The 23,350-nt window shown below is 69.3% G+C and carries 23 protein-coding genes; 11 read left to right on the top strand and 12 right to left on the bottom strand.

What is annotated here, in order from left to right; translation table 11 throughout:
* Positions 1–1,269 carry a GTP-binding protein gene (locus tag HQ325_RS01825; protein ID WP_222626462.1) on the top strand — a complete coding sequence of 423 codons (1,269 nt, stop codon included), beginning with the start codon at positions 1–3 and terminating at the stop codon, positions 1,267–1,269.
* Here HQ325_RS01825 and clpB read toward each other — a convergent pair.
* The gene (clpB, locus tag HQ325_RS01820) at positions 1,173–3,719 is read right to left on the bottom strand and encodes an ATP-dependent chaperone ClpB (protein ID WP_222626461.1); all 2,547 of its coding nucleotides are present in this window, start codon (positions 3,717–3,719) and stop codon (positions 1,173–1,175) included. The two genes, HQ325_RS01825 and clpB, sit on opposite strands and share 97 nt — an antisense overlap.
* 206 nt (positions 3,720–3,925) lie before the next feature.
* Between clpB and HQ325_RS01815 the strand changes: the two genes are divergently transcribed.
* Complete coding sequence (locus HQ325_RS01815) at positions 3,926–5,086, top strand: globin domain-containing protein (RefSeq protein ID WP_222628778.1); 1,161 nt, start codon at positions 3,926–3,928, stop codon at positions 5,084–5,086.
* Here the strand turns inward: HQ325_RS01815 and HQ325_RS01810 are convergent.
* Complete coding sequence (locus HQ325_RS01810) at positions 5,083–5,352, bottom strand: DUF2277 domain-containing protein (RefSeq protein WP_222626460.1); 270 nt, start codon at positions 5,350–5,352, stop codon at positions 5,083–5,085. The genes HQ325_RS01815 and HQ325_RS01810 overlap by 4 nt on opposite strands.
* 130 nt (positions 5,353–5,482) lie before the next feature.
* Positions 5,483–5,776, bottom strand: a complete 294-nt coding sequence (locus tag HQ325_RS01805; protein WP_222626459.1) for a WhiB family transcriptional regulator — start codon at positions 5,774–5,776, stop codon at positions 5,483–5,485.
* A gap of 232 nt (positions 5,777–6,008) precedes the next feature.
* Between HQ325_RS01805 and otsB the strand changes: the two genes are divergently transcribed.
* Complete coding sequence (gene otsB, locus HQ325_RS01800) at positions 6,009–8,561, top strand: trehalose-phosphatase (RefSeq protein ID WP_222626458.1); 2,553 nt, start codon at positions 6,009–6,011, stop codon at positions 8,559–8,561.
* Here otsB and HQ325_RS01795 read toward each other — a convergent pair.
* A complete protein-coding gene (locus tag HQ325_RS01795) occupies positions 8,558–9,646 on the bottom strand; it encodes a LacI family DNA-binding transcriptional regulator (RefSeq protein WP_222626457.1) in 1,089 nt (362 codons plus the stop codon). The genes otsB and HQ325_RS01795 overlap by 4 nt on opposite strands.
* 162 nt (positions 9,647–9,808) lie before the next feature.
* Here HQ325_RS01795 and HQ325_RS01790 point away from each other — a divergent pair, with 162 nt between their 5' ends.
* From HQ325_RS01790 to HQ325_RS01765, 6 genes are read left to right on the top strand one after another with little or no spacing between them, the layout of a single operon-like run.
* Positions 9,809–10,744 (top strand): metal ABC transporter solute-binding protein, Zn/Mn family, encoded by a 936-nt coding sequence (locus tag HQ325_RS01790; protein WP_222628776.1) that lies wholly within the window; start codon positions 9,809–9,811, stop codon positions 10,742–10,744.
* Positions 10,741–11,544 carry a metal ABC transporter ATP-binding protein gene (locus HQ325_RS01785; RefSeq protein WP_222626456.1) on the top strand — a complete coding sequence of 268 codons (804 nt, stop codon included), beginning with the start codon at positions 10,741–10,743 and terminating at the stop codon, positions 11,542–11,544. The genes HQ325_RS01790 and HQ325_RS01785 overlap by 4 nt, the downstream gene beginning before the upstream one ends.
* A gap of 2 nt (positions 11,545–11,546) precedes the next feature.
* Positions 11,547–12,419 carry a metal ABC transporter permease gene (locus HQ325_RS01780; RefSeq protein WP_222626455.1) on the top strand — a complete coding sequence of 291 codons (873 nt, stop codon included), beginning with the start codon at positions 11,547–11,549 and terminating at the stop codon, positions 12,417–12,419.
* Positions 12,420–12,436: 17 nt separating this feature from the next.
* Positions 12,437–13,192 carry a LamB/YcsF family protein gene (locus HQ325_RS01775; RefSeq protein WP_222626454.1) on the top strand — a complete coding sequence of 252 codons (756 nt, stop codon included), beginning with the start codon at positions 12,437–12,439 and terminating at the stop codon, positions 13,190–13,192.
* A gap of 2 nt (positions 13,193–13,194) precedes the next feature.
* A complete protein-coding gene (locus HQ325_RS01770; RefSeq protein ID WP_374107203.1) occupies positions 13,195–13,785 on the top strand; it encodes an allophanate hydrolase subunit 1 in 591 nt (196 codons plus the stop codon).
* A 13-nt stretch (positions 13,786–13,798) separates the two neighbouring features.
* A complete protein-coding gene (locus HQ325_RS01765; RefSeq protein ID WP_222626452.1) occupies positions 13,799–14,641 on the top strand; it encodes a biotin-dependent carboxyltransferase family protein in 843 nt (280 codons plus the stop codon).
* Here HQ325_RS01765 and HQ325_RS01760 read toward each other — a convergent pair whose 3' ends face one another.
* The 8 genes from HQ325_RS01760 to HQ325_RS01725 form a co-directional block, all read right to left on the bottom strand.
* Positions 14,642–15,271 carry a heme-binding protein gene (locus HQ325_RS01760; RefSeq protein ID WP_222626451.1) on the bottom strand — a complete coding sequence of 210 codons (630 nt, stop codon included), beginning with the start codon at positions 15,269–15,271 and terminating at the stop codon, positions 14,642–14,644.
* Positions 15,272–15,319: 48 nt separating this feature from the next.
* A complete protein-coding gene (locus HQ325_RS01755) occupies positions 15,320–16,156 on the bottom strand; it encodes a DUF4436 family protein (protein WP_222626450.1) in 837 nt (278 codons plus the stop codon).
* A 19-nt stretch (positions 16,157–16,175) separates the two neighbouring features.
* Complete coding sequence (locus tag HQ325_RS01750) at positions 16,176–16,724, bottom strand: dihydrofolate reductase family protein (RefSeq protein WP_222626449.1); 549 nt, start codon at positions 16,722–16,724, stop codon at positions 16,176–16,178.
* A gap of 152 nt (positions 16,725–16,876) precedes the next feature.
* A complete protein-coding gene (gene rlmB / locus HQ325_RS01745; RefSeq protein WP_027506446.1) occupies positions 16,877–17,833 on the bottom strand; it encodes a 23S rRNA (guanosine(2251)-2'-O)-methyltransferase RlmB in 957 nt (318 codons plus the stop codon).
* Positions 17,833–19,239, bottom strand: coding sequence for a cysteine--tRNA ligase (gene cysS / locus HQ325_RS01740; protein ID WP_222626448.1), 1,407 nt, complete (start codon positions 19,237–19,239; stop codon positions 17,833–17,835). Before cysS ends, rlmB begins: the two co-directional genes overlap by 1 nt.
* An 11-nt stretch (positions 19,240–19,250) precedes the next feature.
* Positions 19,251–19,763: a 2-C-methyl-D-erythritol 2,4-cyclodiphosphate synthase gene (gene ispF, locus HQ325_RS01735; RefSeq protein WP_222626447.1), complete on the bottom strand. Its 513-nt coding sequence runs from the start codon at positions 19,761–19,763 to the stop codon at positions 19,251–19,253.
* Positions 19,764–19,773: 10 nt separating this feature from the next.
* Positions 19,774–20,454, bottom strand: coding sequence for a 2-C-methyl-D-erythritol 4-phosphate cytidylyltransferase (gene ispD / locus HQ325_RS01730; protein WP_222626446.1), 681 nt, complete (start codon positions 20,452–20,454; stop codon positions 19,774–19,776).
* Positions 20,455–20,461: 7 nt separating this feature from the next.
* Entirely contained in the window at positions 20,462–20,950 is a 489-nt protein-coding gene (locus tag HQ325_RS01725) for a CarD family transcriptional regulator (protein ID WP_027506450.1), read from the bottom strand.
* A gap of 235 nt (positions 20,951–21,185) precedes the next feature.
* On the opposite strand from HQ325_RS01725, the gene HQ325_RS01720 reads away from it, so the two are divergent.
* Both HQ325_RS01720 and radA read left to right on the top strand, forming a co-directional pair.
* On the top strand, positions 21,186–21,794 hold the full coding sequence (locus HQ325_RS01720) for a copper chaperone PCu(A)C (RefSeq protein WP_222626445.1): 609 nt from the start codon (positions 21,186–21,188) through the stop codon (positions 21,792–21,794).
* A 52-nt stretch (positions 21,795–21,846) separates the two neighbouring features.
* Positions 21,847–23,268 (top strand): DNA repair protein RadA, encoded by a 1,422-nt coding sequence (gene radA, locus HQ325_RS01715; RefSeq protein WP_222626444.1) that lies wholly within the window; start codon positions 21,847–21,849, stop codon positions 23,266–23,268.
* Positions 23,269–23,350: the final 82 nt, after the last annotated feature.

The following is a 23,350-nucleotide window of genomic DNA, read 5'->3' as shown; positions in this document are numbered from 1 at the left end:
ATGGCCTCTCTTCTCCCCGTCACCGTCCTGTCCGGCTTCCTCGGTGCAGGCAAGACCACAGTCCTGGAACACGTGCTCGCGAATCGGGAGGGCCTCAGGGTCGCGGTCATCGTCAACGACATGAGCGAGATCAACATCGACGCGAGGCTCATCGACGGATCGGTCACCGGGTCGACGACGCTGGTGCGCACCGAGGAGCGGCTCGTCGAACTCACCAACGGCTGCATCTGCTGCACGCTCCGCGACGACCTGATCGAGGCCGTGGGCACGCTGGCGTCGGCAGGCGACATCGACTACCTGCTGATCGAGTCGACAGGTGTGTCGGAGCCCATGCCCGTCGCGGCATCGTTCGACTGGGTCTTCGAGCTGCCCCGAGACACCGAACCCCGAGACGCCGATTCGCAGAGCGTAGCGCCCGTCAGCCTCGGCACCCTGGCCCGCCTGGACACCATGGTGACGATCGTGGACGCGTCCACCTTTCTCACCGAGATCTCCCGCGGCGACACACTCGACGAGCGTGACCTCGACGTCGCCGAGGGTGACGAGCGGTCCATCTCGGACCTCCTGGTGGACCAGGTGGAATTTGCCGACGTCGTCCTGATCAGCAAGACGGATCTGGTGTCCGAGACTCTCGCCGGAGCCACGGAAGCCGCTGTGCGACGGCTCAATCCGCGTGCCGAGGTGATGCGCACGGTGAAGGGGGTCGTCGACCCCGCCCGCATTCTCGACACCGGCCTCTACGATCCCGAGGCCGCGCTGCACGCGCCGGGATGGGACGACGAACTGACGGGCACACACGTACCGGAGAGCGAGGAGTTCGGTATCTCCAGCTTCGTGTACACCGCCGATCGACCGTTCCACCCGACGCGGCTGGACCGCGCGCTCGATCGACTGCAGGGGGTTCTGCGCAGCAAGGGTTTCTGCTGGATCGCCTCGCGCCCCGACCGGGCTGCGGTGTGGTCACAGGCGGGTCCGACACTCACCATCGACGGCGCGCAGCCCTGGCGGGAGATCGAGGTTCCGGCGGGGCAGGAGATCGTGATCATCGGGGTTCGACTGCGCGCACACCTGATCCGCGATCTCCTCGACACCGCACTCCTGACGGACGCGGAGACGGCAGCGGGCCCGGACGCCTGGAGAGGCTATCCGGACCCGCTGCCCGCGTGGACGTCTCAGCTCAGCTCGAGCGTCGCGCCGTCCTCCGACGTGCCCACCGTGACAGTGTCACCGTCGACGACCTTGCCCGCCAGCAACAGCTTGGCCAACTGATCGCCGATGGCCTGCTGGATGAGTCGACGCAGCGGTCGGGCACCGTACTGCGGATCGTGACCCCGTACGGCCAACCAGAACCGGGCCGACGGCGTGACGTCGAGCGTGAGTCGACGAGCCGACAGGCGGCGCTGCAGTTGCAGCAGCTGGATGTCGACGATGGACTGCAACTGCTCCTCGCTCAGAGCGTCGAAGACGACCACGTCGTCCAGCCGGTTCACGAACTCCGGCTTGAACGCGCTGCGCACCGCCGCCATGACATGGTCCCGGTCGCCACCCGCACCGAGGTTCGAGGTGAGGATCAGGATCGTGTTGCGGAAATCCACCGTTCGGCCCTGACCGTCGGTCAGACGGCCCTCGTCGAGCACGGCGAGCAGGATGTCGAACACGTCCGGGTGCGCCTTCTCGACCTCGTCGAACAGCACCACCGTGTACGGCCGACGACGCACGGCCTCGGTGAGTTGACCGCCGGCCTCGTACCCGACGTATCCGGGCGGGGCACCGACCAGTCGAGCCACCGAGTGCTTCTCGCTGTACTCGCTCATGTCGATGCGGATCATGGCGCGCTCGTCGTCGAACAGGAAGTCCGCCAACGTTTTCGCGAGCTCCGTCTTGCCGACGCCCGTCGGTCCGAGGAACAGGAACGACCCGGTGGGCCGGTTCGGATCGGACACACCGGCACGAGCACGGCGCACTGCGTCGGACACGGCCTGGACCGCGTCGTCCTGACCGACGACACGTCTGCCCAGCTCGTCCTCCATGCGGAGAAGCTTCGCCGTCTCGCCCTCGAGCATCCGGCCGGCGGGGATACCGGTCCACGCCGCGACCACATCTGCGACGTCGTCCGGACCGACCTCCTCCTTCAGCATCACGTCACCCTGAGGAACGGTGGCCGCGGTCTTCTCCGCGAGCTCCTTCTCCAACGACGGGATGCGTCCGTAGCGCAGCTCCGCGGCCTTGCCGAGGTCACCGTCGCGCTCGGCCCGCTCGGACTCGCCGCGCAGCGCCTCGAGCTGCTCCTTGAGGTCGCGCACCGAATCGATGGCGTTCTTCTCGTTCTGCCAGCGCGTGCTGAGTTCGGCCAGCTTCTCCTTGCTGTCCGCCAGCTCGCCGCGCAGCTTCTCGAGACGGGTCTTCGACGCGTCGTCGGTCTCCTTGGCCAGCGCCATCTCCTCGATCTCGAGTCGGCGCACGACGCGTTCGATCTCGTCGATCTCGACCGGACGGGAGTCGATCTCCATGCGCAGGCGGGACGCGGCCTCGTCGACGAGGTCGATGGCCTTGTCCGGTAGGAACCGCGAGGTGATGTAGCGATCCGACAGCGTGGCAGCGGCGACCAGGGCGGAGTCGGTGATGCGCACACCGTGGTGCACCTCGTACCGCTCCTTGAGGCCGCGCAGGATGCCGACGGCGTCGTCCACGGACGGCTCACCGACCAGCACCTGCTGGAAGCGCCGCTCGAGTGCGGCGTCCTTCTCGATGTACTTGCGGTACTCGTCGAGCGTCGTGGCGCCCACCAACCGCAGCTCACCACGCGCGAGCATCGGCTTGATCATGTTGCCCGCGTCCATGGCGGACTCGCCCGTCGCACCCGCGCCGACGATGGTGTGCAGCTCGTCGATGAACGTGATGACCTGGCCGGCCGAGTTCTTGATGTCGTCGAGGACTGCCTTGAGCCGCTCCTCGAACTCACCGCGGTATTTCGCGCCCGCCACCATCGACCCCAGGTCGAGTGACACGACGGTCTTGCCGCGCAGGCTCTCCGGAACGTCGCCGGCGATGATTCGCTGGGCGAGGCCTTCGACGATGGCGGTCTTGCCGACACCCGGTTCACCGATCAGCACCGGATTGTTCTTGGTGCGGCGCGAGAGCACCTGCACCACACGGCGGATCTCGGTGTCGCGGCCGATCACCGGATCGAGCTTGCCGCTGCGTGCGGCCTCGGTGAGGTCGGTCGAGTACTTCTCCAGAGCCTGGTACGTGGCCTCCGGGTCCGGGCTCGTGACGCGGGCACTCCCACGCACGGTGGTGAACGCCTCGCGCAACGCCGCCGGTGTCGCCCCGTTCCTCTGGAGCAGCGTCGCGACGTCGGAATCGCCCGTCGAGAGTCCGACCACCAGGTGCTCGGTCGAGACGTACTCGTCGTCGAGTTCGGTGGCCAGCTGTTGAGCGGCGGTGATCGCGCCCAGCGCGTCACGTCCGAGCTGCGGCTGGGTGGTGGAGCCGGTGGCCGACGGCATACGGTCCACCAGAGTCTGCGCCTGCGAGCGGATCGCGCTCGGGTCGACGCCGACAGCCTTCAGCAACGGCGCGGCGATGCCGTCCGTCTGGTCGAGCAGTGCGACGAGCAGGTGAGCCGGCCGGATGTCCGGGTTGCCCGCTGCGGATGCCGACTGCAGTGCAGCGGTCAACGCTGCCTGGGTCTTCGTGGTGGGAGTGAACGAGTCCACCGGTCACCTTCCTTCGGGTCGAACGGGTGTGTCGACGAGAACAACCTTAGTCGACTTGAGTCTATTCCGCTCAAGTTTGTTGACGCCGCACCACGCAGGAGGGCGCCGCCCAGCGCGCTGGCCGTGACCGGACACGACCACTACTCTCGGACACACCACTCGCACACGAACCCGTCACCCGCCACGACTATCGAAGGTGCCCATTGCTGGACCCGCAGGCCCTGGCGCGAGTGCGCGCCGGAGTTGCCTCCGCGCTGTCCGACGACGGTGCGGACACCGTGGCCGGCGCCTTCTACGCTCGGCTGTTCGCCGAGTACCCCGATTTCCGCGGCTTCTTCCCCGCCGCGATGGATCAGCAGCGCCACCGCCTCCTACGTGCCGTCGATCACGTCGTCCGCCACCTCGACGACCGCGAGTTCCTACCCTTCCTGCATCAACTCGGGCGTGACCACCGCAAGCACGGCCTGACCGGCGCGCACTTCCTCGCCGCCCAGAACGCGCTGGTCGACGCGTTCCGCACCACGGTGGACCCGAGCGTCTGGACCGTGGAGACCGACGATGCGTGGCGCCGCGTGGTGTCCATGATCTGCAACTCGATGGCCGTCGGGGCCGACACCGAGGACCTGCCGCCGTACTGGGGAGCGACGGTGGTCGAACACCATCGCGTACTCGAAGATCTCGCGATCGTCCGCCTGCAGACGGACGCCGACATTCCGTTCGCCGCCGGCCAGTACCTCAGCGTGCAGATCCCGCAGCGCCCGCGGATGTGGCGGTACCTCTCCCCCGCGATCGCACCCAACGACTACCGCGGCATCGAGTTCCACGTCCGTCGGGTGTCGGCCGGCTGGGTGAGTCCGGCCATCGTCTCGGAGACCACGGTGGGAGACCGCTGGCTGCTCGGGCCGCCGCTGGGTGGACTCAGCCTGGACACCGCGCCGGGCAGCGAGGACGTGTTGATGATCGCGGGCGGCACCGGAATCGCGCCGCTCCGTGCCCAGCTGATGGACATGGCGATGCGGAGCAGCAATCCGCGGGTACATCTGTTCGTCGGAGGCGAGTATCCGAGCGACCTCTACGACCTGGACACGCTGTGGAACCTGGCGCGCACCAACCCGTGGCTCACCATCGTGCCGGTGGTCGAACAGCCCGAGGAACCGTGGTGGCGGCCCGGTCCTGCGCGCGAGTTCCCGCCGGGCATGAACCACACCATGGTGGGCAAGCTCGGGCAGGTGGTCACCCGGTTCGGATCGTGGGCCGATCGGCAGATCCAGGTGTGCGGATCGCCGTCGATGGTGCGCACCACCCTGTATGCACTGCGCAAGGTGGGGACGCCGATGCAGAACGTCCAGCACGATCCCCTGGGTTAGTGCTGGAGCGAGTGCTGGTGCGCGTGCGCCGGCCGGCGTAGCGGCGGCACGGTCTGCGGCGGCTGCTTGCGGGGCGGGAGCACGCTCAGCAACCGGGTGGTCGACGCCGTGACCTCGGCCACGGCGGTCTCGAAGGCGTTCCGGTTCGCGTCCGACAGCGTGCGGAGACCGCTGACCTTGCGGACGTACTGGCGTGCAGCCGCCTCGATCTCCTCGTCCGTCGCCGCAGGCTCGAGGCCGCGCAGTTCGGTGATGTTTCGGCACATGTGAATCACGGTAGACCGGGCACTGCCCGAGGGGAATACCCGAATATTCTCACGACGTACGGGCACCGTGTCGGACAGTGTCCACTATTTCCAGCCTCGTGCAGTTTTCGATCACCAGAGAATCATCTGTTCAACCGATTGCGCGCCGATCGGAAAGCGCATTTCCGATCATCCGCTCGGGCGCCGACAAACCACCCCAGACGCCGTACGGCTCACCGGCGGCGACCGCGTAATCACGGCACCTCATCAGCACGGGGCACTGCTCGCATACCCGTTTCGCCTGCTCCTCACGGGCTGTTCTCTTATGTCCCCGTTCACCTTCCGGGTGAAAGAAGACAGCAGAATCCATACCGCGGCACAGCCCGTGCAACTGCCACTCCCAGGTCGTGGCAATAGGCTCGGGCAACTGGACGGGCTTCGACATGACGCTCCTCGTTGTTCGCCTCGTATGCGACGTCACGCTCTCAGTATTACATTACGAACAATCGTCCAAAAAGTTAATGCGAAGAGTTGTGACCGACGAATTGCAGTCATCCCGCGTCACAGACACCTGCCGGGTTCCGCCACCGACCCCTCTCCCCGATGAGGCGAGCAGGGCCTCCGTCGCCTAGGTTTGACCGAGTGAGAAGCCCCGGTCACCGTCCAGGTCGTGCGCTGTGAGCGCTGTGGACCTCCCCCTCGACCTTCGGCGCGCCCTCGTCGGCGTCGCACGGGTTCCGAGGCTGTTGGTCGCCTCCGACTACGACGGCACGATGGCGCCGTTCGTCTCCGACCCGCAGAAGGCGTTCCCGCTACCGGAATCGGTCCGCGCGCTCCGCGCACTGGCCGGTCTCGACGGCACGCAGGCCGCCGTGATCTCGGGGCGCGCGCTGCGTGACCTGGCGATCCTCTCCCGCCTACCCGTCGAGGTCCAGCTCGTGGGCAGCCACGGGTCCGAGTTCGACGCCGGCTTCGTCACCGAGCTCGGCGGCGAGGCGACGGCACTGCTCGAGCGTGTGGTCGCCGAGCTCCGCACGGTCGCGTCCCGCGGCGCGAACATCAGCGTCGAGACCAAGCCCGCCAGCGCTGCGCTGCACGTGCGCAACGCCGAGCCGGAGGCCGGACAGCGCGCCCTCGACGAGGTCCGTGCCGGTGCCGCCACCTGGGACGGTGTGCAGGTCACCGAGGGCAAGTCCGTCATCGAACTCGCCGTCATCGCGACCGACAAGGGCCAGGCCCTCGACATCCTGCGCCATCAGGGCGGCGCCTCGGCCGCCGTCTTCTTCGGCGACGACGTCACCGACGAGAAGGCGTTCCGACGCCTGCACGGGCCGGACATCGGCGTCAAGGTCGGCGACGGCGAGTCGCTCGCCGGCTATCGCGTCGACACGCTCGAGCAGGTGGCCGCGGCGCTCGCCTTCCTGCTGGAGGAGCGCCGCACCTGGCTCTCCGGTGCGGACGCACCGCGTATCGAACGTCTCACCATGATGGCCAGCCCACGGTCGGTCGCCCTCCTGACGCCCGAAGCCGGCCTCACGTGGCTGTGTCACCCCGAACCCGACTCCGCCGCCGTCTTCGCACATCTGCTCGGCGGCGACGAGGCGGGCCACTTCACCGTCGGCCCGCTGCGTCCGTCCCTCCCCCTGAGCCAGCAGTACATCGACAGCACCATGACCGTGCAGACCCGCTGGGCGAGCCTGCAGGTCGACGACTACCTCGCCCACGACGTGCCGAGCGATCGCACCGACTTCACCCGCGTGATCACCGGCAAGGCCAGGGCCGTGGTCACCTTCGCCCCGCGTCCGGAGTTCGGACAGGCACGCGTCCGGCTCGAGGCCGAGGACGACGGCCTGCGCGTGTTCGGCACCAACGACCCGATGGTGCTGCGGGCGCCGGGCATCACGTGGACCGTCACCAGCGAGCACGGCCAGGAGACCGCACGGGCCGAGATCGATCCGTCGACCGGTCCCGTCGTCCTCGAACTGCGCTGCGGCACATCGGACCTGGGCCCGTCCGAGGTGCCCGAAGCGGAGCGTCGCGCGCAGGCCGAGTCGTACTGGCACGACTGGGCTGCCGGCCTCACGCTGCCGCAGCTCAAGCCCGACCTGATGAAGCGGTCCGCACTCACGCTGCGCGGTCTGGTGCACGCCGACTCGGGGGCCATCATGGCCGCCGCGACCACGTCGCTTCCCGAGGAGATCGGTGGCGTCCGCAACTGGGACTACCGCTACTGCTGGCTCCGCGACGCCGCCCTGACCGCGTCGGCACTGGTGTCGCTCGGCTCACGCTCCGAAGCCGAGAACTACCTGCTGTGGGTGCACGACGTCCTGCAGACCGTCACCGGACCCGAGCGGTTGCATCCGCTCTACACGCTGTGGGGTCAGTCGCTGCCGCCCGAGGCCGTCATCGACGCGCTTCCCGGTTATGCGGGATCGCGTCCGGTGCGCGTCGGCAACGCGGCGAATCAGCAGGTGCAGCTCGACGTGTTCGGTCCGATCGTGGACCTGATCACGACGCTGGCCGACTCGCGCACCGCGAGCGGCATCGCCGAACACACCGAGATCCTGACCGATCAGGACTGGGACCTCGTGTGCGCCATGGTCGACGCCGTCGAACGGAGATGGTCCGAACCCGACAACGGCATCTGGGAGATCCGCGGGAACCCGCGCCACCACGTCTACTCGAAGGTGATGTGCTGGTTGACGGTCGATCGCGCCATCAGGCTCGCCGACACCTACAGCCGCGACGCCCAACTCGGGTGGAGCACGTTGCGCGACGTCATCCGTCGTCAGGTGCTCGACAAGGGCTGGAGCGACGAGGCGCAGTCCTTCACGGCCGCGTACGGCGGCACCGATCTCGATGCGGCCACACTGCACATCGGCCTGTCCGGACTCGTCGATCCGAGCGACCCGCGCTTCGCGGCGACGGTCACCGCGACCGAGGCCGAGCTGCGCAGCGGCGCCACGGTGTACCGCTACCACCACGACGACGGGCTGCCCGGCGGCGAGGGCGGGTTCCACCTGTGCGCCGCCTGGCTCGTCGAGGCGTATCTCCTGATCGGGCAACGGCTTCCGGCGGAGGCGCTCTTCACCCAGCTCGTCGCCGCGGCAGGCCCGACGGGCCTGCTGAGCGAGGAGTACGACCCCGTGGCCGAACGCTCGCTGGGCAACCACCCGCAGGCCTACAGCCACCTCGGCCTGCTGCGCTGCGCCCAGCTGCTGGCCCGCTAGCCGGTCCGCACCGGACCGAGTGTCACCCCGGCGAGCAGATGCGTCGGGAGGTGCTCGGTCCGGTCCACCCCGGAATGACTGACGCCCAGCACGATCTCACCGACGAGCCGACCCTTCTCGAGGACCGGCTGCTGCACCGAGGTCAGGCCGATGCGGCGCGCCTCGTCGACCCCGTCGAAGCCGGTGACCGACATCTGCGCGGGCACCGAGACGCCCTGCGCGGCACAGTGATCGAGCGCGCCCAGAGCCAGCACGTCGGACGTGCACACCAGCGCGGTGGTGTCCGGTGCCGCCCGGAGCGCCTCGGCGGCCGCCGACCGGCCGGCCTCCCGCGTGTGATCGAAGCGCTCGACGATCACGATGTCGGGATCGACACCCGCCGCGATCATCGCGTCTCGGATGCCGGCGAGTCGCTCGCGTTGGACGTGGAAGGTGATGCCGCTCAGACGTTCCGTGTCGACGAGTCCGTCGTGCCGGTCGCGGCGCAGTCGCATGCACACCACGCTGACGCGGGTGTGGCCCTTCGCGAGCACCTCCTCGGCCATCCGCCGCATCGCCACCCTGTCGTCGATCCCGACGAGTGAGGTGTCCTCCGCGTCCCGAGGTTGATCGCACACCACCGTCGGCAGATGACGATCGCGGACCGCAGTGAGATGGGGATCGTCGTCGGACACCGAGTACACGACGAAGGCGTCCACGCCGGCCTGCTGCACGACGGCCGCGGCCTCCTCCGGCGTCGAGGCCGGTCCCGCGGGTATCAGGAGCAGACCGCGTCCGGCTCGCTCGCACGATTCCGCGAGGCCGGTGAGGAACTGCACGGCGGCGGGATCGGAGAACGAGTAACTGAGCGCTTCGGTGAGGACGAGCCCCACCGCACCGGCGCGCCGGGTACGGAGTGAACGGGCGACCGGGTCCGGCCCCGGATAGCCGCGGGCCCTGGCCGCATCGAGGACACGTTCCCGCATCTCGGGTGAGAGCTGGTCCGGGCGGTTGTAGGCATTGGACACGGTGGTGCGCGAGACGTTCAACTCGGCGGCCAGCGATGCGAGCGTGGCCATCCGTCGCGGTTCCGTCGACCTCGCCATGACGTGACGGTATCCGGTCGGGGTCGCGAGCGTCGGCTCCGGCACGGTTTCGCCTGCGGGGCGGTGGGGCGGTAAGGTCGCGACAACGGTTTCCATTAGCGATAACGTTCCACCGACCCAGGAGCACCCCCCGTGTACGCACCCGCCCGAATCTCCCTCCGCATGCTCGTCACCGCCCTGGGTACGACCGCCCTGACGGCGACCGCCCTGGTGGGCTGCAGCTCCGGCGACTCCGCCACGACCGAGTCCGGCCGACCCACCGTCGTCGCGTCCACCAACGTGTGGGGCTCCGTCGCCGAGGCCGTCGTCGGTGACCGGGCGGACGTCACGGCGATCATCTCGGATCCGTCCGCGGATCCGCACTCCTACGAGGCCAGCCCCGGTGACGCCGCGGCACTGTCCGAGGCCTCGCTCGTCGTGTACAACGGCGGCGGCTACGACGAGTTCGTCGACGACGTGCTCGGCTCCGCGGGCGACGTGCCCAGCGTGGACGCCTACTCGCTGCTCGAGGGGCACGCGGACGACGCTGATCACGCCGCGGGCGAGGACCATGCCCACGACCACTCGGGGGAGACCAACGAGCACGTCTGGTACGACCCGGAGATCGCGGCGGCCACCGCCGAGGCGATCGCCACCGAACTCGGTAAGGTCGACCCCGACAACGCGGCGTACTACACCGAGAACGCCGAGGCGTTCCACGACGACATCCACGAGATCACCGACATCACGGATCGCATCGCCCAGCAGAAGCCGGGCGCACCCGTCGCGCAGACGGAGCCGATCGCGCACTACCTGCTGGAAGGAGCCGGGGTGGACGACAAGACCCCCGAGGACTTCGAGGACGCGATCGAGGAGGGCAACGATCCCTCGCCCGCCGCCGTCGCCGCGACGCGTGACCTGTTCACCGGCAAGGGCGTCGACGTACTCGTCTACAACATCCAGACGGAGGACGCCGTGACCGAGGACGTGCGCCGCATCGCCGAGGAGAACGGCATCCGCGTCGTCGAGGTCACCGAGACCCTGCCCGCCGGGCAGGACTACGTCTCCTGGCAGCGCACGGCGGCGCAGGACCTCGCCGACGCGCTGGGGGTCGTGTGACCGCTGTTCGACTGAGCGGAGCCACCCTCGCCTACGGCGATCGGGTGCTCTGGTCCGATCTCGACCTCGAGGTCGCACCGGGAGAGTTCGTCGCCGTGCTCGGCCCGAACGGCTCCGGTAAGACCTCGCTCCTGAAGGTGCTGCTCGGGCAGGCCCACCTCACCGCCGGCACCGCGACCATCGCCGGGGGTCGATCCTCCGTCGGCTACATCCCCCAGCAGAAGGCCATCGACGAGGGCGTTCCGCTGCGTGGGCGCGACTTCGTCGGACTCGGGTGGGACGGACACCGCTGGGGCATCGGCTTCCGGGGCCGCCACGCCCGTCGCGAGGCCGTGGGCACGGCCATCGCCTCCGTCGGTGCGGAGGCCTTCGCCGACGCACCCCTGGGGCAGATGAGCGGCGGCGAGCAGCAACGGCTGCGCGTCGCGCAGGCACTGGTCGGCGATCCGGACGTGTTGCTCTGCGACGAACCGCTGCTGAGCCTGGACCTCGCCAATCAGCAGGTCGTTGCCCACCTGATCGACCAACGTCGGCGCTCGCACGGCACCTCGGTGGTGTTCGTGACGCACGAGCTCAACCCGATCCTCCCGATCGTCGACCGGGTGGTCTACCTCGTCGACGGAAAGTTCCGCATCGGCACCACCGCGGAGGTGATGACCTCCGAGGTGCTCTCCGAGCTGTACGACACCGACGTCGAGGTCCTGCGCGTCCGCGGGCGGCTGGTGGTCGTCGGTACCGGAGACGCCATGGACGCCCTCGGGAGCGCCGGCGGAACACACCACGTGGACGAGTCGGAGTAGGCATGGACAAGGTTCTCGACGCCCTGAGCAAGGCATTCGACTTCGGCACGACGGCGGATCTCCTCACCTACGACTTCGTGCAGCAGGCACTCATTGCGGCAGCGATCCTCGGTGTGCTCGCCGGGGCACTCGGCCCCCTCATCGTCAGTCGACAGTGGTCGTTCGCCGTCCACGGCTCGTCGGAGCTGTCCCTCACCGGTGCGTCCGCGGCGCTGCTGGTGGGGCTGGCCGTCGGGGTCGGCGCCATCCTGGGGTCCGTCATCGCGGCGGTCCTGTTCGCCCTGCTGGGCCGTCGTGCGCGCGAACGCGACTCCGTCATCGGCGTCATCATGAGCTTCGGACTCGGCCTGTCGGTGCTGTTCCTGTGGGCCTATCCCGGTCGCACCGGCACCAGCTTCTCACTGCTGGTCGGGCAGATCGTCGGCGTCGGCAGCACGGGTCTCGGCCTGCTGCTCGCGGTGGCGCTCGTCGTCATCGTCGTGCTCTTCGTGGTCTACCGGCCGCTGCTGTTCGCGAGCACCGACCCCGAGGGCGCCGAGGCGCGCGGCGTACCGATGCGACTGCTGTCCATCGTGTTCGCGATCCTCGTCGGTGTCGCGTGTGCGCTCGGCGTCCAGATCGTCGGCGCCCTGCTGGTGCTCTCGCTCCTCATCACGCCCGCGGCAGCGGCGTCCCGCGTCACCGCCAACCCGGTCACCGCCACCTGGCTGTCGATCCTGTTCGCCGAGACCGCCGCGGTGGGCGGCATCCTGCTCTCGCTCGCTCCGGGCGTTCCCGTGTCGACGTTCGTCACCACCATCTCGTTCGTGATCTACCTGGTCTGCCGGGCGGTGGGTCGTCGCACCCCGGCACGCAAGACCATCGTCCACGCCTGACCGTTACGCTCCTGTAGATGGTGGATCTGAACTCCGATCTCGGCGAGGGCTTCGGCACCTGGACGCTCGGTGACGACGCGGCGATGCTGCGCGTGGTCACCAGCGCCAACATCGCGTGCGGCTTCCATGCGGGTGATCCGGCCACGCTGCTGCGGACGTGCGCCGACGCCGTCCGGTCCGACGTGCGTATCGGCGCCCAGGTGGGGTACCGGGACCTCGTGGGCTTCGGCAGGCGCTTCCTCGACATCACCGCGGAGGATCTGCACGCCGACGTGATCTATCAGATCGGGGCTCTCGACGGCCTGGCCCGCTCCGTCGGCGGACGCGTGCGGTACGTCAAACCACATGGTGCGTTGTACAACACGATCGTGCACCACGACGTCCAGGCCCGTGCCGTCGTCGACGCCGTACTGGCGTACGACGCCTCGCTCCCCGTGCTCGGGCTGCCCGGCTCGGCCTTCCTCGAGATCGCCGCGGACGCCGGCCTGGGCACCGTCACCGAGGCGTTCGCCGACCGCGGGTACACCGCGGAGGGAACCCTGGTCTCACGACGGGAGAGCGGCGCGGTCCTGTCCGACATCGACGACGTGGCGCAGCGCGTGCTGCGAATGGTCACCGAGGGCGTCGTGGACTCCGTCGACGGGGTGACGGTGCCGGTGAACGCCGACTCGGTGTGCCTGCACGGCGACACTCCCGCCGCGGTGGACATGGCCCTCGCCGTACGTGCGGTGTTGTCGCGCAACGGCGTCACCCTGACCCCGTTCGTGTCGTGAGGATCGCCCCGGCGGGCGACCGCGCTCTGCTGGTCGATCTCGACGACGTCCGCGCGGTCGCGGCACACCACGCCGGGTGGTCCGGCGGACATCCGGGAATCGCCGAGATGATCCCCGCCGCCGCCACCGTGCTGGTGATTCTCACCGAGGACGCGGAACCCGCACGGGTGTCGGCGTGGCTCCGCGAGACGCCACCGGCGGAGGTGCTCGGCCACTCCGGTGACACGATCACGATCGACGTCCGATACGACGGCCCCGATCTCGACGACGTCTGTGCGACAACGGGACTGGACATCGTCGCCGTGCACACCGGCCAAGTCTGGACTGCTGCGTTCTGTGGCTTCTCCCCCGGCTTCGCGTACCTGGTCGGATCCGATCCTTTGTCGATCCCGCGCCGCGCCGATCCGCGCACCTCGGTGCCGGCGGGATCCGTGGCGCTGGCCGGCGAGTACACCGGGGTGTACCCGACATCGTCGCCCGGCGGGTGGCAGATCATCGGCAACACCGACGCGGCGCTGTGGGACGTGGACCGTGACGATCCCGCGCTGCTCGCGCCGGGCACGCGCGTGCAGTTCCGTGCGGTGTCGTCATGAGTGCGGTGACGTGATGCTCGAGGTACTGGCAACCGGGCCGCTGACGACCGTGCAGGACCGCGGACGCACTGGGTGGTCCTCCCTCGGCGTCGGCACGTCCGGCGCGGCCGATCGTCGCTCGCACGACGCCGCGAATCGGTTGGTGGGGAACACTGTCGACGCGGCGACGCTCGAGGTGACGCTCGGCGGGCTGGTGCTGCGCGCACGTGCCGAGGTGGTTCTGGCGGTGACGGGGGCTCCGGCCCCGTTCACGGTGGACGGCGTACCGCAGGGGCACGGCGCCGTGGTCGTGGTGGGGTCGGGCGCCGAGATCCGCCTCGACTGGGCACCGGTGGGACTGCGCACCTACGTCGCCGCCCGAGGTGGCATCGACGTGCCTCGGGTACTGGGGAGCCGATCGACCGACTCCCTGTCCGGTATCGGACCCGAGCGAGTGGCGCCCGGCGCCCTGCTGCCGATCGGTCACGACGCCCAGGACTGGCCTCGAGCAGACGTGAATCCGTACCCGTTCGAGCACCGTACGACCCTGCGGGTGATTCCCGGCCCGCGCGCGGACCGGTTCACCGACGACGCGCTCGACCTGCTGCTCGCCCAGCCCTGGACGGTCGGGACGGATTCCGATCGCGTCGGCATGAGACTCGAGGGGAGGCCACTCTCACGATCGCGGGACGACGAGCTCCCGAGCGAGGGCATGGTGACCGGCGCACTGCAGGTGCCGCCGTCGGGACTGCCCGTGCTGTTCCTCGTCGACCATCCGGTGACCGGCGGTTACCCGGTGATCGCCGTCGTGGCGTCGGCGGATCTGGGATCCGCGGCGCAGTGCGCTCCGGGACAGACGATCCGCTTCAGCGTCTGATCACCGGGCGACGGGAACGGCGATCTCGTTGCGCCGGCGGAACGACACCGTCCAGGGCGGGTCGTAGAACCAGGACATCGGCTCGCCGGTCGTGTCGATGCCGCGGGAGTGCAGGGTGTCCAGCAGCTCGGCGGTACGCGCGGCCACGGCCTCCGCACCGCGGTCACCGCTGAATCGCAGCACCGCCACCGTCTCGGCCGGCACCTCCACCAGGCGCACCCGATCGTCCTTCGGCGCCGGAAGAGTGTCCATCGTCCATCGCGACGGCATGAAGAACCGGACGACCCATCCCTCGTCGCTCGCGGCGCGCGACACGGGTGCCGTCATCGCGATGGTCTGCCCGCGCGAGGCGGACTGAGCCACTGGCGCCGTCATCGCGATCGTGTCGGATCCCCGATTGCCGCCGAAGATGTACCCGGCCAGCCGACGGAAGCCCTCGTTGCGCGCGCGTTCCTCGTCGGCGTCCACAACGGTCTCCGCCGCGATCCGGGGTTCGTATCGGCGAATCTCCACGGCATCCGTGAGCGTCTCGGTGGTGTGCGGCGGTTCCTCGGTACCCACACGAACCCCCACGATTCCCAGTGCGGCCTCGGCCACCTGTGTCACCGTCGTCCTCAGCCGTTCGATCATGACTCGACGGTACGCGCGGACGAGCCCCGGCCCCGGTCGGCGCTCGACCTAGGGACCCTGGCGCCACCACGCGACGACGTAGAGCACCATCGCCGTCACCAGTCCTGCCACCACCCACAGCACCACCGTGTAATCGACCCACGACCCGATCGGCGGAGCGCCGGGGAACAGGTTGCGGATGGGCAGCACCGCGAAGAGCGTCACCGCGAACCACGTCATGATCGGCGGCAGGAACTGCTTGCGGCGGCGCAGCGTCTGGATCGACACGAACAGCGTGCACAGCGGCAGCACCACCAGAACCACACAGATCGCGATGTCGAAGATGGTGGTTCCGACCGTGCGGGAGATCCGGATATCGAAGGCCTGCGCCGACGACGCGTCGATGTCGACGGCCTCGACACTCCACGACGTGAGGGAGTCCGTCACCACGATCTCGGCGGGTACGGGCTGCCGGTCCGCGCCGGCGCCGGAGAACACCCGCACCTGGATCGATGACGCGTCGTAGGTGTCGAACGGCCAGTGCCGGATGTCGCCGTCCGCGTACAGGGAGACCGGGAGCGGGCCCACTCGGGTACCGCTGGGGAACGTCAGGGTGCCGGCGCTCGCAGTCGGGGTGACGTCGACGATCAGGTCGTCGACCAGGTTGCCGTCGGCATCGGTCAGCTCGGTCCCCGGGTACACGGACACGCGGGCGTCGAGCGAGAAGTTCTCACCGGACACGGTGTCCACGTCGAGGTAGACGAGCGCGGCGTCGGGCGCTGCCTCACGGAGATCGGGGCCGTTCGGCGGGCTTCCCACCGCGTAGATGAGCACCACCGCGACGTACGCGGCGATCACCACGGCCACCAGGACCACACCGCGCACTCTGCGACCCGCCGCTGTCATGGACAGATGATGACAGGGCTCAGGTCTGGGCGTGCGGTTCCAGCACCTCGTACTCCGCGCAGAGGAACGCGCTGTTCCGAGCGAAGTCCACGAGACGGAGATCGAACCGACGCGGGAACAGTGGCCTGCCGGCACCGAGGGTGACCGGCGCTATCGAGACGACGATTCGGTCCAAGTGACCGGCCTCGGCGAACTGCGCTGCCAGATCGCCGCCACCCACGATCCAGACGTCCTTCCCGCCGGCGGACTCCTCGATGGCCGGCCACAGGTCGGCGACGTCTCCGGCGGCGAATCGAACGTCGTGCTCGGAGGCCACGAGATCTCGATGGGTCACCACCCACGCCGGCATGTCGTACGACCATGGCTCCCGCGTCGACGCGTTGTGGTCGAGGATCCAGGTGTAGGTGGTGGCGCCCATGACGATCGCGCCGATGTCCGCGATGAAGTCGCCGTAGTTCATCGGACCGGCCTCGTCGATGTCCTGACGGAAGAGCCACGCGAGCGAGTCGTTCTCGTCGGCCAGGTAGCCGTCGAGGGTGCTGGCGGTGAAGTAGGTGGTCCTGGTCACGGGGCCATTCTGCACCCGACCGCCGACACCGGTCGCACTGCGGAGCGTGTGCACACCCTCTCCGGTGAGCGCACACCCCTCACCGCCGGCTGCAGAGGGTGTGCGGTTCAGGCAAGAGGTGTGCGCCCCCCGTCCGCGTCCGCTGAGTCGGATCAGCCCCGGCGCTGCCGCGCGATGCCCGCGAGCACGACACCCGCTGCGACGGAGGCGTTGAGCGACTCCACCGGACCGGCCATCGGGATCGACAGGATGCTGTCGCAGTTGTCGCGGACCAGGCGGGACAGACCCTTGCCCTCGGAACCCACGACCACCACGATCGGCCCGGTGCCGTCGAAGTCGTCCAGCGAGGTGTCACCGTCGGCGTCGAGACCGACGACCATGACGCCCTTGTCGGCCCAGTCCTTCAGTGTCCGAGTCAGATTGGTCGCACGGGCGACGGGGAGACGCGCTGCCGCGCCGGCACTGGTGCGCCACGCGACGGCCGTGACACTCGCGCTGCGTCGCTGCGGGATGACCACGCCGTGCCCGCCGAATGCCGCGACCGACCGGACGACGGCACCGAGGTTGCGGGGGTCGGTGATGTTGTCGAGAGCGACCAGCAGCGGCGGCTCCTGACGCTGGCGCGCCTGCGAGAGGAGATCGTCGGGGTGGGCGTACCGGTACGGCGGCACCTGGAGCGCAATGCCCTGGTGCATGCCGTTGGCACTCATCCGATCGAGATCGGTGCGGGAGACCTCCAGGATCGAGATGCCCTTGTCCGCGGCGATCTGGACGCTCTCCTTCAGCCGATCGTCGGCCTCGGTGCCCGACGCGACGTACAGCGCCGTCGCCGGCACTCCCGCGCGCAGGCACTCCAGCACCGGGTTGCGGCCCAGCACGTTCTCCGGACCGTCCTCGGTCTTGCGGACCGGCGGGCGGCCGCGACCCGAGCCGGACGCGTCCCGGCTGGTCGGCCGTGCGCGCCGGGCGTGCTTGGTGCGCTCGGCCGCGGGCGGTGTCGCGCCGCGGCCCTCGAGGCCCTTGCTGCGCTTGCCGCCGGACCCGACGGTCTGGCCCTTCTTGGTGCCGGTCTTGCGCACCGCTCCGCGACGACTCGAATTGCCTGCCATTACTTCTCCGTGCCTTCCGGCTGTGCGATCGACCATTCCGGGCCGTTCGGGGTGTCGGTGACCTCCACGCCCGCGCGGGCGAGGCGGTCACGAATACGATCGGCCGTCGGCCAGTCCTTGCCTGCCTTGGCGGCGCTGCGCAGCTCGAGGTCGTCCGCGATGAGCAGATCGAGCGCCGCCCGTTCCGCCGACGCGTCGGCCGAGCCGGACGCCCAGTGCGGATCGAGGGGATCCACGCCGAGGATCGACGTCATGGCGCGGACGGACGACGCGTCCTCCACGGCCTTGTCCAGATCCCCCGCGGCCAACGCACTGTTGCCCTCGCGGCGGAGTCCGTGGATCTCGGCGAGCGCCTTGGGCACCGAGAGATCGTCGTCGAGCGCCTCGGCGAACGCGGGCGTCCAGGTACCGATCGGCACCTCGCCCGCGCGTTCCGCGGTCTTCGTCACGAACGCCTCGATGCTCCGGTAGGCCGATGCCGCTTCCTGCAGTGCCTCCGCGGAGTACTCGAGCATCGACCGGTAGTGCGCGCTGCCGAGGTAGTAGCGCAGCTCCTGCGGGCGCACCGTCTCGAGCATGGTCGGGATGGACACGACGTTGCCGAGCGACTTCGACATCTTCTCGCCGCTCATCGTGACCCAGCCGTTGTGCAACCAGTACTGGGCGAAACCGTCACCGGCAGCACGTGATTGGGCAAGCTCGTTCTCGTGGTGCGGGAACACCAGGTCGAGTCCGCCGCAGTGGATGTCGAACGCGGAACCCAGGTACGCCTCGGCCATGGCGGAGCACTCGATGTGCCACCCCGGTCGGCCCGGCCCCCACGGCGTCGGCCACGACGGCTCGCCGGGCTTGGCCGTCTTCCACAGCGTGAAGTCGCGCGGATCCCGCTTGCCCGCGCCGACGCTCTCGCCCTGGTGGACGTCGTCGAGCTTGTGCCCGGACAGGGCGCCGTACTCACCCCAGCTCCGCACGTCGAAGTAGACGTCGCCGGCGGCCGCGTACGCGTGACCCGCGTCGATCAACCGACCGATCAGCTCGACCATCTGCGTGATGTGGCCCGTGGCGCGCGGTTCGGCCGACGGAGGAAGGACACCGAGCGCGTCGTACGCCGCGGTGAAGGATCGCTCGTACGTCGCCGCCCACTCCCACCACGGACGACCCGCGTCCGCGGCCTTGTTCAAGATCTTGTCGTCGATGTCGGTGACGTTGCGGACGAAGGCTACGTCGTAGCCGGCGGCCGTCAGCCATCGTCGGAGGACGTCGAACGCGACTCCGCTGCGCACGTGACCGATGTGGGGATGCCCCTGCACCGTGGCGCCGCACAGATACACCGAGGCGTGTCCGGGGGCCAGCGGAGTGAACTCACGCACGGCCCTGGTCGCGGTGTCGTAGAAGCGCAGGGTCACGACGGCCGATCCTACCGGGGATTCGGCTCGTCCTGTACCACGCGACCGGCCTCCGGGACCGCGCTCTCCAGCACGAGAGCGGTGGCGATCGCGGCCACACCCTCGCCGCGGCCGGTCAGGCCCAGCCCGTCGGTCGTCGTGGCCGAGACGGAGACGGGCGCCCCCAGGATGTTCGAGAGCAGTGTCTGCGCCTCCACCCGACGCGGACCGACACGCGGTCGGTTGCCGATGACCTGGACCGCTGCGTTACCCACGCGCATCGAGTGCTGTGCGAGAAGCTCGCGGACGTGCATGAGCATGGTGGCGCCGCTGACGCCGTCCCATTCGGGGCGACCGGTGCCGAACACCGAGCCCAGATCTCCCAGACCGGCCGCGGACAGCAACGCGTCACACAGGGCGTGCGCCGCGACATCGCCGTCGGAGTGTCCGGCGCAGCCGTCGGCGTCCTCGAACAGCAGTCCGGCGATCCAGCACTCTCGCCCCACCTCGATCGGGTGGACGTCGGAACCGATCCCTACGCGCATGGTCTCCCTCTCACGACTGTGTCCGGCGGGCGACGAGTGCGCGAGCCAGGACCAGATCCATCGGGGTGGTGATCTTGAAGGCCTCGGCATCGCCGACGACCGTGTGCACGTCGACTCCGAGACGTTCGACCAGACCGGCGTCGTCGGTGGCCGTCTCGGGGAAGGAGTCGTAGGCGCGGCGCAGGGTCACCCCGTCGAATCCCTGCGGCGTCTGCACCGAGCGCAGCGTGGCACGGTCGACGGTTCCGGTGACCACACCGTGAGCGTCGACGGACTTCATGGTGTCGACGACGGGCAGCACCGGCACCACGGCCGACGCGCCGGCGCAGACCGCCTCGACGACGCGGGTGATCAGGCTCGGCGGCGTCAGGCAGCGTGCGGCATCGTGCACGAGCACGATGTCCGCCGCACCGGCGACCGCGAGGCCGGCCCGCACCGAATCGGTGCGCTCGGCTCCGCCGACGACGACGTCCACCGGCAGGACGCAGGACTCGACCAGACGAGAAGTCGTGTCCTGCAGGATGTTCGGGACCACCACCACGACACGAGAAAGGGCGCCGGAGGCCGACAGGCCGTCCAGCGCCCACTCGAGCAGAGTGCGTCCCGCGAGTTCCACGAACGCCTTGGGCATGTTCTCCCCGAGGCGTACGCCCGATCCGGCAGCCGGAACGAGCGCGACGACGTCCGTCACACGCGCGTCAGGACGCCGCGGCCAGAACCTCGTCCAGCATGGAGTCCGCCCTGACCTCGTCGGTTCCCTCGGCGAGTGCGAGCTCGCCGACCAGAATCTGACGCGCCTTCGCCAGCATGCGCTTCTCACCTGCGGACAAGCCGCGATCCTGCTCACGACGCCACAGATCGCGCACGACCTCGGCCACCTTGTTCACGTCACCGGACGCGAGCTTCTCCAGGTTGGCCTTGTAGCGGCGCGACCAGTTGGTGGGCTCCTCGGTGTGCGGCGCGCGGAGAACCTGGAACACCTTGTCCAGACCCTCCTGGCCGACGACGTCCCGGACACCCACGTACTCGGCGTTGTCGGCAGGAACTCGAACGGTGAGATCACCCTGGGCTACCTTGAGAACGAGGTATTCCTTGGCCTCGCCCTTGATGGTGCGTGTCTCGATATTTTCGATCAGCGCCGCTCCGTGGTGCGGGTAAACGACGGTGTCTCCGACCTTGAAAATCATGTGTTCGGTGCCCCTTTCGATATGGCCAGTTTAACACGCCTCCGATCCGGGGTCGTTCCAACGGTGCAGGTCAGGGGCACAGGGCTGGTGGGGACGCTCTTGACAGGGGGCGGGATACATGTATCGAGCAGGTCGTTCGGCCCGCTCCGGCACCGACTGGCGTCACCCGATCCACACGTCCGGACGGCGAACTACTACGCTGCGTGGTGGTGGCCGCCCGTCGGCACAACTCTCGATGACGACCAGTGGAGGACGACCAGTGACCGCATCTACCGCCCGGATCCGGCCTACCCGAGTCGCGACCGGCGTCGCGCTCGCTCTCGGCGCGGTGATCAGCCTCTCCGCGTGCAGCGCCGGGCAGATCGCCCAGACGGCGACGCAGGTCGCCGCGGTCAACGGCAACGGCGCGGACCAGGGCACCATCTCCCTGCGCAACGTGCACGTCGCCTACCCGTCCTCCGAGGAGTTCACCCTCGAGCCCGGCGGCCGTGCGGAACTGATCTTCACGGCGATCAACACGAGCGAGACCACCCCGGACCGCATCACCGGCATCGACACCGGCGATGCTGCAGACGTCGTCGTCACGGGCCCCACTGGCGGCACCTCCATCGAGATCCCGGCGCAGGCGTCCGTCGCATCCGGCGTGCCTGCCGACCAGGACCCCACGGCCCCCGAGGGATCGCAGTCCATCACCGCCGTGATGGAGGATCTGTCCGAGAACGTGCGACCCGGCCTCACCGTCCCGGTCACCTTCACCTTCCAGCAGGCCGGCGACGTCACCGTCAGCGTGCCCGTCGACCCGGGCCCCGTCACCCCGCGCCTGGACGAGGCAGCCAACGGCTGACGTTCCCTGTCGGCCGAGCTTTCCTGTCGGTAGCCACCTCTAGTCTTCGCGAGTGGCCAAGACTCGTACCAGTTATCGCTGTTCGGCCTGTCAGCACACTGTGGCCAAGTGGGTCGGCCGCTGCCCCGAGTGCGAGACGTGGGGCTCCATGGACGAGGTCACCCTCCTCGCCTCCGTGTCGTCCCGCCCCGGCGCGAGCGCCGTGCGTGCGGGCGGCGCGTCGATGATCCCGACGTCGCCGGCGCTTCCGCTCACGCAGGTCTCCAGCACGTCCTCCATCGCCCGTCCCACCGGGGTCGACGAGCTCGACCGCGTGCTGGGTGGCGGCATCGTGCCCGGCTCGGTGGTGCTGCTCGCGGGTGAACCGGGCGTCGGCAAGTCCACCCTCCTGCTCGAGGTGGTCAAGCAGTGGGCCGACCGCAGCCCGCAGGACATCGCGCTGTACGTCACGGGCGAGGAGTCCGCGGGCCAGGTGCGTCTGCGCGCCGATCGAACGGGTGCCGTGCACGAACGCGTGTTCCTCGCCGCGGAGAACGACCTGGCCACCATCTTCGGCCACGTGGAGCAGGTCTCTCCCACCCTCGTGGTCGTCGACTCGGTGCAGACCATGCAGGCGTCCGACGTGGACGGTGTCATCGGCGGCGTCACGCAGGTTCGTGCCATCACCTCGGCGCTGACCTCCCTCGCGAAGGGCAGCGGCACGGCCGTCATCCTCGTCGGCCATGTCACCAAGGACGGCGCGGTCGCCGGGCCCCGTTCGCTCGAGCACCTCGTCGACGTCGTCCTGCACTTCGAGGGCGACAAGCACTCCACTCTGCGGATGGTCCGGGGTGTCAAGAATCGCTTCGGCGCCGCCGACGAGGTGGGCTGCTTCGAACTGCGCGAGGGCGGCATCCACGGCGTCAGCGATCCGTCCGGCCTGTTCCTGCACCACCGCGCCGACTCGGTCCCGGGCACCGCAGTCACCGTCACGATGGACGGCAAGCGGGCACTGCTCGCGGAGGTCCAGGCCCTCGTCGCGCCGTCCCACATGCCCACGCCCCGGCGGGCCGTCAGTGGTCTCGACGCCGCCCGGGTGTCGATGATCCTCGCGGTCCTCGAACGTCGCTGCGGCGTGCAGCTCAGCAGCCGGGAGGTCTACGCCGCCACGATCGGCGGCATGCGGACCACCGAGCCGGTCGTCGATCTCGCGCTGGCACTCGCGGTCGCCTCCGCGGCCCGAGACACCGCCCTGCCCCCGGGAATGGTGGTGCTCGGCGAGGTGGGACTGGCCGGGGAGGTCCGCCGCGTTGTCGGCGTCGACCGGCGCCTCGCCGAGGCCGCTCGCCTGGGCTTCACCTCCGCGATCGTCCCGTCCGACCAGCGTCGCGGCGTGAAGGACGACACGGCCGGTGATCCACCGGGAATGCGGGTGGTCCGGGTCACCGACGTCGCCGGTGCGATGCAGGGAGCCTTCGAGCGTAAGCGGAAGTAGACCACCCGGCCCGCGGACGGAACGCCGGTGCGGTGAGTACCGGTACCCTGACCCTGCACCACCGGCAACCGGGAACGACGTG

This window comes from Rhodococcus sp. BP-349 (assembly GCF_019835845.1).
Taxonomy (GTDB): domain Bacteria; phylum Actinomycetota; class Actinomycetes; order Mycobacteriales; family Mycobacteriaceae; genus Rhodococcoides.
This window is presented reverse-complemented; position numbering and strand designations above follow the sequence as displayed.

What these genes read in the sequence shown, in the direction of transcription:
- HQ325_RS01825 (WP_222626462.1), top strand. Translation starts at nt 1, where the DNA reads ATGGCCTCTCTTCTCCCCGTCACCGTCCTGTCCGGCTTCCTCGGTGCA.
- HQ325_RS01810 (WP_222626460.1), bottom strand. Translation starts at nt 5,352, where the DNA reads ATGTGCCGAAACATCACCGAACTGCGCGGCCTCGAGCCTGCGGCGACG.
- HQ325_RS01805 (WP_222626459.1), bottom strand. Translation starts at nt 5,776, where the DNA reads ATGTCGAAGCCCGTCCAGTTGCCCGAGCCTATTGCCACGACCTGGGAG.
- HQ325_RS01795 (WP_222626457.1), bottom strand. Translation starts at nt 9,646, where the DNA reads ATGGCGAGGTCGACGGAACCGCGACGGATGGCCACGCTCGCATCGCTG.
- HQ325_RS01790 (WP_222628776.1), top strand. Translation starts at nt 9,809, where the DNA reads ATGCTCGTCACCGCCCTGGGTACGACCGCCCTGACGGCGACCGCCCTG.
- HQ325_RS01780 (WP_222626455.1), top strand. Translation starts at nt 11,547, where the DNA reads ATGGACAAGGTTCTCGACGCCCTGAGCAAGGCATTCGACTTCGGCACG.
- HQ325_RS01775 (WP_222626454.1), top strand. Translation starts at nt 12,437, where the DNA reads ATGGTGGATCTGAACTCCGATCTCGGCGAGGGCTTCGGCACCTGGACG.
- HQ325_RS01765 (WP_222626452.1), top strand. Translation starts at nt 13,799, where the DNA reads ATGCTCGAGGTACTGGCAACCGGGCCGCTGACGACCGTGCAGGACCGC.
- HQ325_RS01760 (WP_222626451.1), bottom strand. Translation starts at nt 15,271, where the DNA reads ATGATCGAACGGCTGAGGACGACGGTGACACAGGTGGCCGAGGCCGCA.
- HQ325_RS01755 (WP_222626450.1), bottom strand. Translation starts at nt 16,156, where the DNA reads ATGACAGCGGCGGGTCGCAGAGTGCGCGGTGTGGTCCTGGTGGCCGTG.
- rlmB (WP_027506446.1), bottom strand. Translation starts at nt 17,833, where the DNA reads ATGGCAGGCAATTCGAGTCGTCGCGGAGCGGTGCGCAAGACCGGCACC.
- ispF (WP_222626447.1), bottom strand. Translation starts at nt 19,763, where the DNA reads ATGCGCGTAGGGATCGGTTCCGACGTCCACCCGATCGAGGTGGGGCGA.
- HQ325_RS01725 (WP_027506450.1), bottom strand. Translation starts at nt 20,950, where the DNA reads ATGATTTTCAAGGTCGGAGACACCGTCGTTTACCCGCACCACGGAGCG.
- HQ325_RS01720 (WP_222626445.1), top strand. Translation starts at nt 21,186, where the DNA reads ATGACGACCAGTGGAGGACGACCAGTGACCGCATCTACCGCCCGGATC.